12 protein-coding genes and 1 pseudogene are annotated in these 17,021 nt (G+C 68.9%); 9 read left to right on the top strand and 4 right to left on the bottom strand.

Going from position 1 to position 17,021, the window contains the following annotated elements; all coding sequences use genetic code 11:
- Positions 1-45: 45 nt before the first annotated feature.
- Positions 46-635, top strand: a pseudogene (locus ACFY12_RS25215) (ATP-binding protein); the annotation flags it as partial.
- 398 nt (positions 636-1,033) lie between these two features.
- On the opposite strand, the gene ACFY12_RS25210 reads toward ACFY12_RS25215, so the two are convergent.
- Together ACFY12_RS25210 and ACFY12_RS25205 are read right to left on the bottom strand one after the other, a co-directional pair.
- Positions 1,034-1,402 carry a 6-pyruvoyl tetrahydropterin synthase family protein gene (locus ACFY12_RS25210; protein WP_390718152.1) on the bottom strand — a complete coding sequence of 123 codons (369 nt, stop codon included), beginning with the start codon at positions 1,400-1,402 and terminating at the stop codon, positions 1,034-1,036.
- A gap of 58 nt (positions 1,403-1,460) precedes the next feature.
- Positions 1,461-4,142: an AAA family ATPase gene (locus ACFY12_RS25205; RefSeq protein WP_390718151.1), complete on the bottom strand. Its 2,682-nt coding sequence runs from the start codon at positions 4,140-4,142 to the stop codon at positions 1,461-1,463.
- A 225-nt stretch (positions 4,143-4,367) separates the two neighbouring features.
- Here ACFY12_RS25205 and ACFY12_RS25200 point away from each other — a divergent pair, with 225 nt between their 5' ends.
- The 5 genes from ACFY12_RS25200 to ACFY12_RS25180 all read left to right on the top strand — a co-directional run bounded on the left by ACFY12_RS25200 (position 4,368) and on the right by ACFY12_RS25180 (position 9,145).
- A complete protein-coding gene (locus ACFY12_RS25200; RefSeq protein ID WP_390718150.1) occupies positions 4,368-4,802 on the top strand; it encodes a hypothetical protein in 435 nt (144 codons plus the stop codon).
- A gap of 226 nt (positions 4,803-5,028) precedes the next feature.
- Positions 5,029-7,152, top strand: coding sequence for a tetratricopeptide repeat protein (locus tag ACFY12_RS25195; protein WP_390718149.1), 2,124 nt, complete (start codon positions 5,029-5,031; stop codon positions 7,150-7,152).
- Positions 7,149-7,331, top strand: a complete 183-nt coding sequence (locus ACFY12_RS25190) for a DUF397 domain-containing protein (protein WP_390718148.1) — start codon at positions 7,149-7,151, stop codon at positions 7,329-7,331. Before ACFY12_RS25195 ends, ACFY12_RS25190 begins: the two co-directional genes overlap by 4 nt.
- 102 nt (positions 7,332-7,433) lie before the next feature.
- A complete protein-coding gene (locus ACFY12_RS25185; RefSeq protein ID WP_390718147.1) occupies positions 7,434-8,147 on the top strand; it encodes a hypothetical protein in 714 nt (237 codons plus the stop codon).
- A 305-nt stretch (positions 8,148-8,452) separates the two neighbouring features.
- A complete protein-coding gene (locus ACFY12_RS25180) occupies positions 8,453-9,145 on the top strand; it encodes a hypothetical protein (protein ID WP_390718146.1) in 693 nt (230 codons plus the stop codon).
- 113 nt (positions 9,146-9,258) lie between these two features.
- Here ACFY12_RS25180 and ACFY12_RS25175 read toward each other — a convergent pair whose 3' ends face one another.
- Both ACFY12_RS25175 and ACFY12_RS25170 read right to left on the bottom strand, forming a co-directional pair.
- Entirely contained in the window at positions 9,259-9,651 is a 393-nt protein-coding gene (locus ACFY12_RS25175; RefSeq protein WP_390718145.1) for a DNA-binding protein, read from the bottom strand.
- Positions 9,651-9,902 (bottom strand): hypothetical protein, encoded by a 252-nt coding sequence (locus ACFY12_RS25170; protein WP_390718144.1) that lies wholly within the window; start codon positions 9,900-9,902, stop codon positions 9,651-9,653. The genes ACFY12_RS25175 and ACFY12_RS25170 overlap by 1 nt, the downstream gene beginning before the upstream one ends.
- Before the next feature lie 103 nt (positions 9,903-10,005).
- On the opposite strand from ACFY12_RS25170, the gene ACFY12_RS25165 reads away from it, so the two are divergent.
- Genes ACFY12_RS25165 through ACFY12_RS25155 form a run of 3 tightly spaced genes read left to right on the top strand, consistent with a single transcriptional unit; the run spans position 10,006 to position 17,020 of the window.
- On the top strand, positions 10,006-11,694 hold the full coding sequence (locus ACFY12_RS25165) for a TIGR02677 family protein (RefSeq protein WP_390718143.1): 1,689 nt from the start codon (positions 10,006-10,008) through the stop codon (positions 11,692-11,694).
- A complete protein-coding gene (locus ACFY12_RS25160) occupies positions 11,691-12,875 on the top strand; it encodes a TIGR02678 family protein (protein ID WP_390718142.1) in 1,185 nt (394 codons plus the stop codon). Before ACFY12_RS25165 ends, ACFY12_RS25160 begins: the two co-directional genes overlap by 4 nt.
- Positions 12,872-17,020 carry a TIGR02680 family protein gene (locus tag ACFY12_RS25155; protein ID WP_390718141.1) on the top strand — a complete coding sequence of 1,383 codons (4,149 nt, stop codon included), beginning with the start codon at positions 12,872-12,874 and terminating at the stop codon, positions 17,018-17,020. Before ACFY12_RS25160 ends, ACFY12_RS25155 begins: the two co-directional genes overlap by 4 nt.
- The last annotated feature ends 1 nt before the right edge of the window (position 17,021 follow it).

Raw genomic sequence — 17,021 nt, 5'->3', positions numbered from 1 at the left:
GGCTGCGGGAAGCAAACTCGTTTGACGTGTGTTCCTCGCCGCCGGGTCCGGCCCGACCTCGCGGAACGACTCCTGCCCCTGTGGCTGGAGAGGCCCAAGGTCCGGCGCACCGACGCGGAACTGTGGGCGGAGTACGCAGAGGCCCTGCCCGTGGTCCTCGGGTCCTTGCTCGATCTCACGGTCACGGTCCGCGCTGCCGAGGCGGAGACCCCTACCGACCTGCGAATGGCGGACTTCGCGCACCTGTGCGCGCAGCTCGACGCGGCAACCGGCCTCGGAGCGCTCCCCGCCTACCGGACCAGCTTGGACTACCTCAACGATGCCGTGATCGAAGGGGACTTGCTCGCACAGACCGTCCTCAGGCACGCCGACACCCCAGAGGCGGGCGGAGGAGCAGCGGATGACCTCCACCGAGTGGCTGCACTGTCTCAGTCGCCTCTACAGCAGCGACGAACCATGTCCCCAAGGGCTGGCCGACCACGGGCAAGAGGAGAAGCGGGCCGCCGCCGATCCCGGCTTCGGGCCCACTGAGACCAGAACCGAGAGCCGGGCGGCCCGCTCCCACCGCCGTCGCCGCACCCGCTGAACGACAAAACCCCAGGTCGGAATGCCTTCCGACCTGGGGTTTCAAGTGAGCCGCCTTCGGGATTCGAACCCGAGACCTACGCATTACGAGGCCGATAGGGATCATGCCGGGTTGTGCTGAGTGGTTGTACCAGGTCCCGTTTTCCCAGATCAGAGCACATGTCGCGGTCCCGCTGTTCGCCTCCTGTGTTGCACCGTCCAAAGGCGTCTGCGCTCCCCTTGCGCTCCCCTGACAGCGGCCTGTTTCTCAATCCTGCCTGACAGTGGCTTACTGCCCCGCGTCTCAGACACATTGTCGGTTCCGGACAAATGAGTTGAGGGCGCCCAGGGCCGGAGCGCGGTCATGTCATTGGTCCTGCCGCTTCCATCGCTGCCATCCGCTCTGACCTGCGTCAACGCCGTTCCACCTCCCGCCGTCACGTCTCAGCTCGCCAGGCAGCGTGGCCGCTCAGTCCGGTCGGTACTCAGCCCATGTCTTGGGAGTTTCGGAGACCTTTACCGCGGTGAGTTCGGGAAGCTGGCCGGTCCAGAGATCGAAGATCCAAACGGCCAGATTTTCTGCCGATGGGGAGGCACCCCCCCCCATTGCCTCATTCAAGTGACGGTGATCAAGGGTCTCATCCATCCACTTCTTGAACGCATCCAGTTCCCGGTAGTCCCGGACGAAGCCCACCTCGGTGAGATCCTCGCGACGGGCGGAGAGTTCCAGCACCACGATGTAGTTGTGACCGTGCATCCGGGCACAGGGGTGCCAGCTGGGCAGCCGGTCCAGGACATGGCTCGCCGAGAAGTGGAACTCCTTGGTGATCGTCAGCATGGCAGAACCAGTCTCCCATTCCCCTGTCGAACACCGTACGGCAGCTGAGCAGCGCACATCAGTCGATCGCCTCGCCGTTCTGAATGGAGCGGTTGAGGGGAACATCAGCGAGAAAGCGCCGCCGCATGGCGTCGTCGGTGATCAGGTCCGCTTTGCGAGCGACCACTGCACGTGCTCTGCCCAGCAGAGCTTCCGCCTCCTCCTGGGCGCCGCGCGCGCGAAGGACGACGGCGGCGCGGTACAGCACTTCCTCCGTGCGCAGGGCCGGCATGTCTCCGACCTCGTCCAGGATGCGGAGTGCTTCCCGGGCATGTTCCTGGGCGGCTGCCCCGTCGTCCTTCCGCTGAAGGATGAGACTGCACAGCGAGTGGGCGGCGATCTCGCTGCGGATCATGCCGCTGCGCTGGGTCTCGGCGCACGTGTCGATGGCGAGGCGGTGCGCCTGGTCCAGTGCTTCTCCGGGGGCTTCCGCGGTATGGAACAGCACCTCGGCATACAGGTTGCGGACGATCGGCACGAGGTTAGCCAGCCAGGTGCGCTCGGTCTCCGCCCATGCCTCCTCCATCAGGTCAAGGCCTTCGCCGCGACGGTCGGGCTCCTGGACAAGGAGATGGGCCAGGAGCGCCGCGTTGTAGGCATGCCATCCGCTGTCGCCGCCCCGGCCTTCTTCGAATGCGAGGGCTTCACGCAGCGCTTCCTTAGCCTCCCGGTACGCCCCGAGTCCCGCACATACCTGGGCCAGGTAGTTGAGCGCGATCGGCAGCTCGGCCTGTAGTGATTCCGTACGCAGCCGCTCGGCGCAGCGGCGGAGCCGGGTGAGCGCCTCGCTGAGGTTTCCGCTGTCGAAGAGGGTGATGCCGAGTTGCATCTCACCGAGGTTGCGGGCGTGCTGTAGCACCGGGTCGTCGCTGCCGCCGAGGCGCGGGTCGGAGGCATACATCCGCTCGGCCTCCCGCAGCTGGGCCAGTCCGTCCGCCAGAGTGCGCTTGGAGACCTGCCGTCCGTATTCGACGCGAGCCACGAAGAGCGCTACCGGGTCGCCGTGCTGCTCCGCCATCTCCACGGCGTCGCGGAGCTTGGTGAGTGAGGGGACGAGCCCTTGCGTCGCCAGCAGCGTCTTGCCGCGCAGCAAAGTGGTACGGACCATAAGCTCCGGTACCTGGCAGCGTAGGGCCGCTGCTTCGGCCTCGGCTGCCAAAGCGTCGATATCCGGGCCGCCTGCGGGATGGTTCTGCCCTCGCCAGCGCACCTCGGTCAGCGACAGCAGCAGCTCGATGGCCTGGATCAGTCGCTGGTCCCTGCCCTCGCCCTGCGGCAGGTCCCGGGCTGCGTTGATTGCCTCTTCGCAGTGCTGCTCAGCCTCGGTGAACGACAGGCCTTCCATCGCGGCATCACGGGCCAGCGCGTAGTGAGCGTGGGCCGATTCCGACAGGCACCCGGGACCACCGTGCCGAAGGTGGTGTGCAATTTCCAGTCGCCGCTCCAGCGGCGAGTCCTGTGCTCCACCGAGGGTGAGCGCGGCTGCGATGCGGGCATGTCGCGACCGCATCTGCTCGGCGCTCTGCTGCGCATAGACCACGCCCCACAAGGCGCGGTGCTCGAAGCGATAGCAGTCGGATGCCTCCAGCCGGGCCCACCGGGGAAGCGTCTCAGGAACGATCAGCCGATGGTCTGTTGCGATGCGCCGCAGCCGTTCCATCACCTCGTCGTGTGGTGCGCCCTTGACTGCGGCGACGGTACGCGACAGGAACGTCGCTCCTTGGGCGGCGCCGATGGCAAGTAGCTCGCGGTCCTGCTCGGCGAGCAGTCGCAGGCGGCCCTCCACCACGCGCGAGAGGCTGGCCGGCAGCGCGACACGTGCTCCGTCGTCGGGGCGCCACTCGTCCAAGCAGAGGGTGACGAAGATGGGATGCCCCAAGGTCACCTGGTTGAGCTGCTGGGACAGTGCTGGTGGCGCATCCGGGTACCGGTGCTCGACCAGTTCGGCCACCGCGTCCTCGGGTAGCCCGGTGAGTGCTCGCCGCTGCAGCAATCCTTCGGACGCCCAGCGGTGCAGCAGTTCCTCCACCATGGCACCCGGGCCGTCCCCGTGAGTGCCGTCGGTCGTGTGGCTCAGCACGACTCCGACCTGCGCGCCGGGAAGTCTGCGCAGCAGGTGGTCGAGTACGAGCAGGCTGCTGGGATCGCTGTGCTGAAAATCGTCGATCACCAGGATGGTGGGTGGCCCCTGCTGGAGCAGGTCGAGAAGTCCATCGACGATACGCACCGCGGCTCCCTGCTGGAAGGGCAGGAGGCTGTCGAAGGGCATGGATCCTGAGGCGAGCGACGCTTCGGTGACTTCCCTGCCCATGGTGAACAGCGCGCCCAGGCCGGGCACGATCGCGGAGAGCACTTCCGGGGCGGAGCGAACCACGCCACGTCCGGTGAGGCTCAGCATCCGCCGGAGGACGCTGGGCTGCTTGACCTCTTGGCCCAGTTTGAGGAGAAGGTCGACGACCGGGCCGTACATCAGCCCCGACCCGATCCGCGGATGACACTGCGTCGACACGACTCGACATGCCACCAACTCCGGCATGGCGGCGACTTCCTGTGTGAACTCCTTCAGAAGGGCGGACTTCCCCATCCCTGAGACGCCGTCGAAGGCGATCGCCTGGCCGCCTCGCCTCTCTGCCACTGCTGATACCAGCGAGCGCAGCTCGGCCATGTTCTCCACGCGGTCAACGAACTTGGTCGACACCACACGTCCCCATCTCATCCTCGGTCGACGCCCCCTGTGCCAATGTGGGCACTTGTGGCTCCACGGTAGATCAACCGATGCTTCGGTCGGCTCCGTTCATCACTGACTGCACCGGCGAAATCCAGCGCGGCTGACGTCGCACCAAACTCGCCGGCCCGGCAGGGGAGATGGGGGTCGGGATCTACAATTCGGGGTTACGCCCGTTCGGGGCGGCGGCCGATCGGAGGTATGGGGTTGATGGATCCGCAATTGGCGCAGCTCGCGCAGACCGCCGGGACGACCGTCGTCGCTCTGATGGCCACCGAAGCATGGCGGTCTACGCGGGATGGCGTGGTGACGCTGTGGCGGCGCGTCTTCCCAGCCCGTGCCGACGAGGTCGAGGCCGCGCTGGACGACACCCGTGCCGATATCGTCCTTGCCCGCGAGCAGGCCGATGCGGATGCCGAGGAAGCCCTGGCCGCCGAGTGGAACGGACGACTGCGTCGGCTGTTGGCTGCCCAGCCGGAGGTAGCCCAGGAACTGGATCAGCTACTCCGGGAAGCCCACGGACGGCTGTCGGCCGGCGAGCAGTCACTGATCGGCACCGTGCGGCAGTCGGCGCACGCAACCGGCCACGGGCGGATCTATCAAGCCGGGCGCGACCAGCACATCACCGAGCGATGAGCGCGGAGCCACGTCCGCGGTCCTTTGATGCCTCCGTATCCGGAGAGGGCCGCGCGTTTCAGTCCGGACGGGATCAGCACGTCACCGAACACCACCATCACTATGCAGGACCGGCCGCAGGCGACTGGCTGGGTCCGGTACGCATTCGGTACGAGTCCCGCTGGCGGCACCTCTGGTTTCCGCGCTGCGTGACCGGGCGGAACTCCGCGACACATTGTTCGTTTCCGTGGCGAGCGGTGAAGGAGGAACCCACGTCCTGCACGGTATGGCAGGCTGCGGAAAGACTGCCCTGGCCCGTTATGTGTTCGCAGAGGTGGTGGACAACGGAGATGCCGTCGGCTTCTGGATCGACGCCTCGTCCGCAGCCTCCTTGCGCTCCTACATGATCGGAGTCGCAGCCGACCGCGGCGCGACGCCGGACGAACTGGAAGCCGCCCACTCCGGCCGGCGCCCCGCGGCCGACCTGGCCTGGGAGTACCTGTCACGGTCCACCGAGCGGTGGCTTCTCGTGTTCGACAACGCTGACGAGCCTCGGCTACTGCAGGAAGGCGGCTGGCTACGCCACAGCACGCGCGGCACAGTGCTCGTGACCACCCGCGACACCACTTCACCGGTATGGCACGGCACACAATGTCACCCGGTGGGTGTCCTGCCGCTCGCCGCGGCCGCCCAGGTGCTGCTCGACCTCGCACCCGATGCCGGCGAGCCACAGGACTTCGAACGACTGGCACAGCGGTTGGACCGCCACCCGCTGGCGCTCCTGCTGGCCGGAAACCACCTGCGCCGCCAACTGCTGGAGAGATGGACCGTGAACGACTACATCGAACGGCTCCCCGAAGACCCCAGCGAACTGCTCGACCAAGGCTCCGACGCCACCGAGAGCCATACGCGCACCCGATTCAGCAGCACCTGGCAGCTATCGCTCGACGCTCTGGCTCGTCAGGACCTGCCGGAGGCCCTCACCCTGCTCCGGCTGCTCTCGTGCTTCGCCCCCATGCCTGCGCCCTTACCGCTGAGCCTGCTCACTCCTGCCAGGCTGGATGCCACCCGCCTATCCCAGCTCGATCCTCCCCTCACCGGCGCTCGGGCCGACCGAGCACTCCAGGGGCTGATCTCGACATCGCTGGTCAGTCTGCTGGACGCGCCTGGCGATCGAGGCAGGCGGCCGGTGCTCAGCCTGCAGACACATGGACTGCTGCTGGACACGGTGGCCGCGCGAGTGCCCGACACCGACCATGCCCCCTTGCTGCACTCCGCCATCGCGCTGCTGGACACGGCACTCTCCGACGCCCCCGATGACCAGGACCTACGGCTCTTCACGCCACACGCGACCGCGCTGCTGCGCCGGGCAGCCGCGGGCGACCCCCGCATCGCCGCAGGCCCGCTCAAGCTCGTACGTCGTCTGCGGGCTCTGCAGTACGAGCGCGGCCAGTTCACCGCAGCCCTCGAACTGGCCGAGGCAGCCGCGCGGTTCACCACCGAGTCACTCGGAGCCGAACACCCCGACTCGATCGATGGTGCCTACGAAGCGGCTCGTGCCCACACCGGAACCGGCCGCTTCACGACAGCCGAGGAGCTGCTCCGCCAGGTGGTCGCAGCCCGGGAGCGGCTGCTCGGGATCGACGACCCACGCACCCTCGACAGCGCCCATGCGCTGGGGCTCGCGCTCTACGGCCTCGGCCGCTGGGCCGAGGACGAGCAGGTGCTGCGCCACACACTGAGCGGACGAGAACACATACTCGGGACCGACCACCCGGACACGCTCGATACCCTCGGCCGCCTCGCGGAAGCCGTCGGAGAACAAGGGCGCTGGGAAGAAGCAGAGTCGCTGGCACGAACGACGCTAGAACGCTGCGAGTCCGTCCTCGGGGTCGGCCATCAGAAGACCGTTCTGAGCCGCATCGCCCACGCATGGGCCGTGGCCGGTAACGAACAGTGGGAGCGGGCGGAGCCACTTGCCAGCCGTACGGTCATGGACAGCGCTGCCGCCTTCGGCTCGCATCATCCGCGCACACTCGCCGCGCAGCACCTCCACGCCACCGTCCTGGCCCGGCTGGGCCGCTGGGACGAAGCGGAAGCCGCGCTGCGCGACGTCATCGCCGCCCGCGGCAAGATGCTCGGAACTGAGCATTCTCATACGCTGTCCGCCAGCACGGACCTCGCGGCTCTCCTCACCGCTTCCGGCCGCGCCCGTGAGGCAGTCGCCGTGGCGGCTGCGGCCTATGACGGATACGTCCGCACACTGGGCTCCGGACACCCGCGCGCCGCCCGCTGCCACACCGTACTGCGTGAGGCCCACGTTGCCCTCGGCGCCGCATCAACCACACCCCCTGGAGAGGAATCACCGTGAACGAGGCCGCCCCCTTCCGCTGGCACAAGAGCAGCTACAGCGGAGAAACCAACGGCTGCCTGGAAATACGTACCCCCCCCCCCAACGCGGAAAGACACGCATACGTGACTCGAAGGATCTATCCCAAGCAATCATCATCTGCACTGTTCAGTCCTGGTCAGAGTTTATCGGTGCAGTAAGCACCGGGGAGTTGGGGCCAATCGAGAACCCATCCCCGTGAGGCACCTCTACATCAGCCACGGAAGACAGCAGGGCCGATTCGCGGAGACGAGGCACTCACCATGAAACCGGATCAGTCCGGCGCGCCCTTGCGCTCTGCCTTCGCCGTCCACGACGAAGGCCGCATCTTCCGTGCCGAGCGCGACCAACACATCACGGAGTACCCGAAAACCGTCTACGGAGATCTGTCCGTCTCGCATCCCGCGACTGTGGTGAACAGGGTGATCAACCAAGCCAGATCACTGAGTATCACAACAACCGCGTTCAGGATCTTGGCCTCGCTTGTGGGATGTGCGACCGTCGCCGGAACCTGGCTCGGCGGCACCCCTCTCCACGGTGCAGCTCACATATGCAACTTCTTTGCCATCCCAGCGGCTTGGACAATTCCCGCCGCCGCCTGGATCGCAGAGCGCGCCGAGCCCATCGGTTTTCTCGCCACGCTCATGGTCGCCCTCGGCCTCTTCGCAACGCCGAGGCCGCGGCAGCTCAGTAGAGACCTTGGCGAAGCCTTGGAGTGGCGCGGACCATCAACGACTGTGTTGGCGCTGGCACTCGTCATGCAGAGCGACTACCTGGGACGATCACTGGTAACGCTCGTCCCACTAGCAGCTTTCGGAATCTGGGCAGCCGGCCGGAGTGGCCTTGCCGGCGACAGCAGACCAGGCCGAGTGGGAGTCGCTTTCATCGGTCTCGTTCTCGCCGTACTGTTCGTACCGCTCTACGTATTCGGCTGGCTCTACGGCCGCGAGGCACGCAACACAAACCACGAGCCCTAACGGGCTTCTGCAGGGCGCGATATCGGCCGCAACGTCAACAATTACCGGGCATCAGCCGTGTCCGCGCGGCAGTCACGGTCGATCATCATGTGCTCCCGAACTCGTGACGGCCCCCGACCAGCCACACATCTGACGAACGGACAAGGCATGCACTTGCATACACGCCTCCTGTTCCCTCAGCGCTACCACGCTCGGATGTACGTTGGGCGGAGCTCCCTCCCTCCGGCACCACCATGTAATTCAACGTCCCCCTACCAGCGATATTTCCACTTGCGCGGGGACCAGGTGCGGCAGAAGCCCCTGTCATGAACGAAGTGATAGCTGCGGTACTCGGCGCCCTGGTAGGCGGTGTACTCACTTACGCCGGAGCCAGATCGCAAGCCCGAGCTGCCATCGCGCAGGCCGAAAGTCAACGAGGCATAGCGGTCGAACAGCTCAACGCAGTCCGCCAACAGTGGGCCCAGTCCAGTCGGGCGCACGCCTGTGCAGAACTGCTCCAGGCCTCCTTCGAGTTCGAGGAAGAGATGACGCTCATCATCGGATTGCCTGACCAGGAGCCGATTCCATGGCGCTTCCTCATCCCCAGCCCCCGGCATTGGAGCCCGGCATCATGGAGCCTGCTCCTCTACCGCATCCGCGCTCATGCCAACCGCCGCCTCCGACGACACTCGTACCAGCGCAACGAAGACCGTCAACTCTTCTACAAGCTCTGCCAGCTGGCCAGGCCGATCGAGCGCTTGGAACGAGCATGCTCGTTCGCTCAGCTATACGGCCCTACTCCTCTCGCACACCAGGCTGAAGAACTTCTGCAGTGCTGCAAGGCGATCGAGGACCAAGCGGCGACCTTCGTTCAGGACTACACCGGTCCACGCGGGAATTGGTTCATCGGATACCGCGAAAATGATCTACGCCCGCACATCCCCCGGGTCCAGACTGCACGTCACCGATTCGCCGAAACAGCCCGGCATTACCTCGACGACATCAGCCCAGCCCCCTAACCGCCGCCAGCACTCCCGTTTCTCCAGCTCTGGCCGCAGAACCTGCCAACCAGGCAGGACGACCAGCCACAACCATGGCCGGAGCACTATGTGATGCAGTCGGCGCCTTGTGCTCAGACCTTGGTGACCACGACGGCAGGCCCGCACAGCAAGGTGATGTCATCGGGATCTGACGTGAGGATGGTGACGGGAGCCGGCGCGGCCCGTGCGATAGCGGCGAGGACGGCGTCGATCGCGTACTTGTGGCCGTGGAGGTGGTGGCCGCGCAGCAGCGCGGCGGCCTGGTCCGCCACGCTCTTGGTGACGTCATGGACGTCGATACGGGACAGCACCCACCGGATGCGGGCCGGATGCACGCGCTCGTAATCAGCCTCCAGGGTGGTCATCGCGGTCGTGGCCACCCGTATGCCCTCCTCCAGGGCACCCTGTACGAGGGTCACGACGATGCGGTCTTTGAGGTAGAGCTTCGACAGGCCCTCACTGTCCAGCAGCAGTGTGCCGGACATCAGGCGGCGGCTCCGCCCACGCCGCCGTGGTCATGCCGCAGCAGGGCGCGGGCCGCTTCGACCTCGTCCCGGGAGAGCGGGTCGTTGTCGGTCTCGAAGTCGGCGACGATCTCGCGGAGCTTGTCCATGGCCACCCTGTGCTCCAGGGCTTCGGCCACATAGGCGGAGAAGCCGCCCGGGCCGACATGAGCACGTACGGTCTCCGCGAGGTCTTCGGGGAGACTGATCGAGTACTTCTTACTACCAGCCATGCACCTCATGCTACCACCGGTGGGAACCCGTGGGTCACCGTTCCCAGCGGCCGGTTTCCGGTTCGCGCCCGCATTGTCAGACCGGTCTGAGAGCCTGGGACGCGTGTCTGTGAAGTCCAGTCCGAAACTCGGCGAGAAGTCCAGCGCTTCGCCGCCTCAGCCCTTCGCCTACCTGCAAGCGCCGAACGCAGCCCTGTACGGCCGAGTCCTGGACGTGTTCGCCAAAGCCAGAGAACGGTTCATCGTTCATCTGCGGCCCGAGGACGTCGCCGCGGAGCTGCGGTCCGAAGTGGACGGGGCGCCGGTGCCGGTCGAGACGATCGGCGGCGCACTGGACCAGCTGGTCGACTGGGGCAATCTCCGTGCGGACCCCGACACCGGCCGGGTGACCTCGGTTGAGGACTTCCACCGGGCGCGCTTCCTGTACCAGCTCACCCGTCACGGCCAGGCCGCGCTGCAAGCGGTCGCGGTCTACGACGAGGCGCTGGGCCGGCGCGGCCAGCTGCAGTCGGTGGCCCTGGCGGACACCGCCGAGCAACTGGCCGCGCTGCTCGCGCTAGCCCGGGAGAAGGACCCTGACCCGGCCAAGGCGCATCTCGCGCTGCTTGCCCTGGCCGACCGGTTCGGCAGCCTCGCCGACAACGCCCAGGCGTTCATGGCCTCACTGCGCCGCACCATCGACTTCCAGGACGGTGACGAGGAGGCGTTCATCGCGTACAAGGACCGGCTGGTGGAGTACATCGAGCGCTTCATCGCCGACCTGGCCAACCGCGGTGCGCAGATCGCAGACTTGCTCACCCAGCTAAGCACGGCAGGTGTGGACCGCCTGCTGCTGGCCGCCGCGCAGCGGGAGGCCGGCGACGCCGTGCCGGAGGCGGGAGCGGACGGGCAGGAAGCGGAACGGGCCCGGCTGGCTGCCTCGCAGGCCGCGCTGACCTCCTGGGAGAACCGCTGGCGCGGCCTGACCGACTGGTTTCTCAGCCGGTCCAGCCGACAGCCGTCGCAGGCGAAGCTGCTGCGCGGTGCGGCGGTCAGCGCGATCACCAGCCTGGTCAACACGGTGGCCACGCTCAACGAACGGCGTGGCGGTCGCTCCGATCGGTCGGCCGACTTCCGGGCGCTCGCCCGCTTCTTCGCGCAGGCCCCGGATGACGACGCAGCGCACCGGCTGTGGCGGGCGGCCTTCGCCCTCACCTCGGCCCGCCATCTGACGGTGGACGCCGAGACCGAGGCGGCATGGCAGGACGCGGATCTGCCGGGCACCACGCCATGGGCACAGGCGCCACCACTCGAGATCAGTCCCAGACTGCGCGAGACGGGTTCGTACGAGCGGCGCGGGCGGCCCACCCGGGTTGCCGACCGTTCCGCGGCGCGGCAGGTGCTGGCCGAGCAGGTCGAGCGCGAGGCCACCCAGACCGCCGCGGCCCGTGCCCGACTTGCTACGGGCGGCCCTGTCCTGCTGTCCGAGCTGGCCGGCCGCGACGGGCTCGACCCGCATGCGTTCCGGCTGTTCCTCGCGATGCTCGGAGACGCACTGTCCGCGCGGGCGCCAGGTGAGCATGAGTCCTCGGCAATCACTGGCGACGGCACCATGGAGGTCCGGCTGAAGCTGGTGGACCCCGACGCGGTGGTCCGGATCCCGACGGTGGACGGTGTGCTCTCCGGTCCTGAGCATGTGATCGAGATCATCGACCTCGTGTCCGAGAGCAGCGCAGGAGGGAGCGAGCCGGCCTCAGTACGTTCGATGACGCCTCCGATCACGGCCGACACCGCCGGAGGGACGAGCCGATGAGCACTGCTCCCGTCGCCGCTGCGCAGGAGGAGCGCCGCCGGGCGGCCCGCGCGCTGCTGGCCTCACCGCTGCTGACCAGTGGCAGTGAGGAGTTCAGGCTGGTCCGTAAGCACGGGGGCGAGCTGGCGTCCTGGTTCACCCACGAGACCGGCTGGCGGCTGGTGGTCGATGCCGAGACCGCCCGGCTGTACAAGACCCCCGCGCGGTTGGACGACGCGACCAGACCGGCCCGCGCACCGCGCACCAAGGTGCCGTTCACCCGGCGCCGCTACGTTCTGCTGTGCCTGGCGCTGGCGACGCTGGAGCGGGCCGACGGACAGACCACCCTGGGCCGGCTCGCCGAGGGGGTGCTGACCGGAACCGCCGACCCGGTGCTCGCGGACGCGGGAATCGTTTTCCGCATGGAGCGCCGGGAAGAGCGCTCCGACCTGGTGGCGGTCGTCCGGCTGCTGTTGGAGTGGGGTGTGCTGCACCGGGTCTCCGGCGATGAGGAGGCGTATCTGTCAGAGGCGTCCAACGATGTGCTCTACGACGTGCGCCGGCGTGTCCTTGCTGCGCTGCCGGCCGCCACCCGCGGCCCGTCCACCATCGAAGCAACGGATCCGGACCAGCGGCTCAGCGCGCTCACCTCAGAAGTCGCCCCCGACACCGAGGAGTTGCGGCTGCGAGCGCTGCGCCACCGGCTCACCCGCAGACTGTTGGACGACCCTGTCGTGCACTACGCCGAACTGCCCGAGGACGAGCGCGCCTATCTGGTTTCCCAGCGCTACGCGATCACGCGCAAGATCACCGAACTCACGGGTCTGGTGTCGGAGGCGCGGGCGGAGGGCGTCGCGATGGTGGACCCGGACGACGAACTCACCGACCTCCGCATGCCCGAACAGGGCACCGACGGGCACGTCACGCTACTGATCGCCACCCACCTGGCCGAGGCCGAGGGTCCACACGACGAAGAACAACTCAACGCGCTCATAAAAGAGTTGGCTGTACAGCACCGTTCCTACTGGCGTAAGTCCGCCGCCGAACCCGCGGCCGCCGCTGAGCTGGGGGCCCAGGCCCTGGACCGGCTCGCCGCTCTCGACCTTGTCAGCCGGAACGGCGGGACCGTCACAGCCAAGCCCGCCCTGGTCCGCTACGCCCTGGCCGCACCGACCATCCGAAAGGCCCGCTCCCGCGCATGACCGCCGCGCCGTCCACCGCTTCCGCCGCCCTGCCCGAGCCCGCCCGCAGCCGCTGGCAGCCGCTGCGCGCGGGGCTGACCGACATCTTCTACTACGACGCCGAGGAGTTCCGCTTCCACGACGGGCGGCTGCTGTTGCGCGGCAACAACGGCACGGGCAAGTCCAAGGTCCTCGCGCTCACGCTGCCGTTCCTCCTCGACGGCGAACTCGCCGCCCACCGCGTCGAGCCGGACGGCGACCGCGCCAAGCGGATGGAGTGGAACCTGCTGCTGGGCGGCAAACACCCGCACGACGAGCGCACCGGTTACACCTGGCTGGAATTCGGGCGGATCGGCGAGGACGGCCGGGCTCAGTACCGGACCATCGGCTGCGGGCTGAAGGCAGTCAAGGGGCGAGGCATCGCCAAGCACTGGTTCTTCACCACCGGCCTGCGGATCGGTCCCGGCCTGCCGCTGATGTCCGCCTCCCGGGTTCCCTTCACACGGGAACGGCTGCGTGAGGCACTGCAGGGGAACGGACTCGTCCACGACACTGCCGCCGAGTACCGCAGGGCCGTGGACGAACAGCTCTTCGGCCTCAGCCAAGAGCGCTACGAGGCGCTGGTCGGTCTGCTCATCCAGTTGCGTCAGCCGCAGCTGTCGAAGCGGCCCGACGAGAAGCTGCTGTCCAAAGCACTCACCGAGTCACTGCCACCGCTTGATCCGGCGTTGATCGGGGAGGTCGCCGAGGCGTTCCGCGGTCTGGACGACGAGCGACACGCGCTGGCCGCGCTCACCGAGGCATCCACGGCCGCCACCGCCTTCCTCACCCACTACCGCCGTTACGCCCAGATCGCCGCCAAGCGGCAGGCCGCCGTCCTGCGCGTTGCCCACAGCCGGTACGAACACCTTGGCCGCGATCTCACCGAGGCCGAGGCCGAACACGCTGGGGCGGAAGAGCGGTTGGTAACGGCAGAAGCCCGGCTGGAAGAGCTGGCGGACGCCCGGGCGGCGCTGACTGCCACCCGGGACGCGCTGAACCGCAGCCCCGAGATGGACGCCGCCCGCGAGCTGGAACAAGCCGGCAAGACAGCCGAGGCGCTGCGCGCGGTCGCCGATGACCGCGCCTCGGCCGCCCGGACCGCCCAGCGGCTCGCCGACGACTGGCGGCGCCGGGTCGCCGACGCGCAGGCTCGCAGGGATGCCGACCGGTCGACGTTCGCCGAAGCCGGCGAAGCGGCCCGACAGGCCGCTGAGACTGCCGGAATCGATCATGCTCCGGTGGCCGCGTCGTTGGACGGCGAGGACGCCCCGTTTCCGGAGTCCCGTAGGACAGGCGAGCGCGCCATTGAGCGGCGCCGGCAGGCCGTAACCGGTCTGACCCGGCTGCTCACCGACGCCGAACGAGCCGACGAGCGGGCGCGTACGGCGCAGACCGAAGCGGCCCGCGTAGGCGCGGATGCGGAAGCCGCGCAGGAGCGTGTTGCCGAGGCCGGGCAGGTCGTCAGCGAAGAGGCAGCCGGTCTCGTCGCAGCGTGGCACGCGTGGGAGGCGGGAGCGGTCGAACTGCGCCTGTCCGATCCCGACCGGGCCATCGCAGAGTTGGAAGCGTGGACGGACACCCTGGACGGTCCCAACCCGGCCGCCGAGGCCGCCGCCGAGGCCTACCGCGCGGCGATCGGCACGCTCACCCGCCGGGAAACGGAGCTCGACACCGAGCACGCCGCCGCACTGCGAGAACTCGCCGAGGCTGACGAGGAGATCACCCGCCTGGAGTCCGGCGGTCATGACACCCCGCCCCCGGCGTACACCCGAGATCCGCGCGCCCGCGTCGACCGTCCCGGCGCGCCGCTGTGGCGGGCCGTCGACTTCGACGACGCCGTGCCGGAGGCCGATCGCGCCGGGCTCGAAGCGGCACTGGAGGCCGCCGGACTCCTCGATGCCTGGATCGCACCCGACGGCACGCTGCTCGACGCCCATACCCACGACGCGCTGCTGCTGCCGGGTTCCGTTGCCGCCCCCGGCACCAGCCTGACCGCCGTACTCCGCCCAGCCGTGGACCGGGCAGACCCCCAGGCCTGCGCATTGGACGACGGCGCCGTGCATGCCGTCCTGGCCGGGATCGGCCTCGGCGCGAGCCCAGACCACCACACCTGGGTCGCCGCTGGCGGGAGCTACCGGATCGGCACCCTCACCGGGCGCTGGGCCAAGCCGTCCGCCCGCTTCATCGGTGAAGGCGCCCGGGAAGCGGCCCGGCGCGCCCGCCTCGCCGAACTGGCCGCCAGGCGCGCTGAACTCGGCGCAATGGTCGACCAGTTGGACCAGCGGCGCCGCGCCCTGCGGGAACGGGCCACGACCCTCACCGCAGAGCACCGCGCCCAGCCGCCCGACCAGGCGCTGCGCGAAGCACATGCCCGCATCGGCCATGAGGCCGAGTCCGCCCGCCGCCTGGCAGAGCGACGGGCGGAGGCCGAGCAGGACGCGGCCACGCGCCGGGAGGAAGCCGAGAGGGCGCGCCAAGAGGCCGAGGAGTACGCCTCGGACACCGGGCTGACCGCCACCCGCGAGGCACTGGACCAGATCCGCGACGCGATCTCCGGCTACGCAGCCGCCCTCGCCGCGCTCCTGCCGTCCGCCGCCGCCCGGGCGCGTTCCGCCGCCTTCGCCGCCGACGCTGCCGCAGAGGCGGAGATCGCAGCGGGTGCGCAGGCCGAGGCCGACGAGGCCGCCACCGTCGCCCGCCGGGGTGCCGACGCCGCCACCGAACGCCATCGGGTGCTGGACGACACCGTCGGGGCGAGCGTGGCAGAGCTCCACCGCCGGCTGGCCGAGACCGACACGGCGCTCGCCGCACGGGACGCCGAGGAGAAGGCGACCCGGCACGCTCGCGATGCGGCCCTGACCGCCCGGGCCCGGGCCGAGGGCCGCCGCACCGAGATCCGCACCCGCATCGAGGAGGCGACCGGTGAACGCGACCGCACGGTGGCCGCCCTGCGCTCCTTCGCGGCCACCGGCCTGCTCGCCGCCGCACTGCCCGCCCTCACCGTCCCGCCGCTGGACGAACCATGGGCCCCGACGCCCGCCGTCGCGCTGGCCCGCACCGTCAACACCGAACTCGCCGCAACGGACGACTCCGACCGCCGCTGGGAACTGATCCAGCAACGGATCTCCACCGAGCACAAGATGCTCACCGATGCCCTCGGCCGCCACGGCCACTCCGTGGGCATGACCCTGCACGACGGCATCATGATCGTTGACGTGGTCTTCCAGGGACGCACCCACGACGTTCCGGCCCTCGCCGACTCACTGCGCGAGGAGGTCGACCAGCGCGACCGGCTGCTGTCCGCCAAGGAACGCGAACTACTGGAGAACCACCTGGTCGGCGAGGTCGCCGGAGCCTTGCAGGAACTGATCGCCGCAGCCGAGGAGCAGACGGCCGCGATGAACCAGGACCTGGCCGCCCGTCCCACGTCGACCGGCATGACCCTGCGCTTGCAGTGGCAGCCCGCCCAGGCAGCCCCCGAGGGTCTGGAGGCCGTACGGGCCAGGCTGCTGCGCCAGTCCTCGGACGCCTGGTCGCCGGCCGACCGTGCCCAGGTAGGAGGGTTCCTCCAGACCAGAATCGCCCAGGACCGCGAGGACCACCCCGGGGACTCCTGGGTCGACCAGCTCACCCGCGCCCTGGACTACCGCGCCTGGCACGCTTTCACCATTCAGCGGCGGCAGGACGGCCAGTGGAAGCCGGCCACCGGCCCCGCTTCCGGCGGCGAACGGGTGCTCGCCGCTTCGGTCCCGCTGTTCGCCGCGGCCTCCTCGCACTACTCCTCCGGCAGCCCGCACGCCCCGCGGCTGATCGCGCTGGACGAGGCGTTCGCCGGTGTGGACGACGACTCCCGCGCCAAGTGCCTCGGCCTGCTCGCCTCGTTCGACCTCGACGTGGTGATGACCAGCGAACGCGAGTGGGCCTGCTACCCGACCGTTCCCGGCATCGGCATCGCCCAGCTGAGCCGGCGCGAGGGGATCGACGCCGTCCTGGTCACCCCCTGGCGCTGGGACGGCAGCTCCCGCACCCGCCACCAGCGCCCCGCCCCTTACGTCCCCATCCCCGCCCAGATGGCCATGGCCGCCGACGAACCCGCGCAGCCGTCTCTCCTGGAGGGCGAGTAAC

This window comes from Streptomyces sp. NPDC001339 (assembly GCF_042895955.1).
GTDB lineage: Bacteria > Actinomycetota > Actinomycetes > Streptomycetales > Streptomycetaceae > Streptomyces.
The sequence above is the reverse complement of the archived record's forward strand: the minus strand, read 5'-3'. Positions and strand labels throughout refer to the sequence as shown.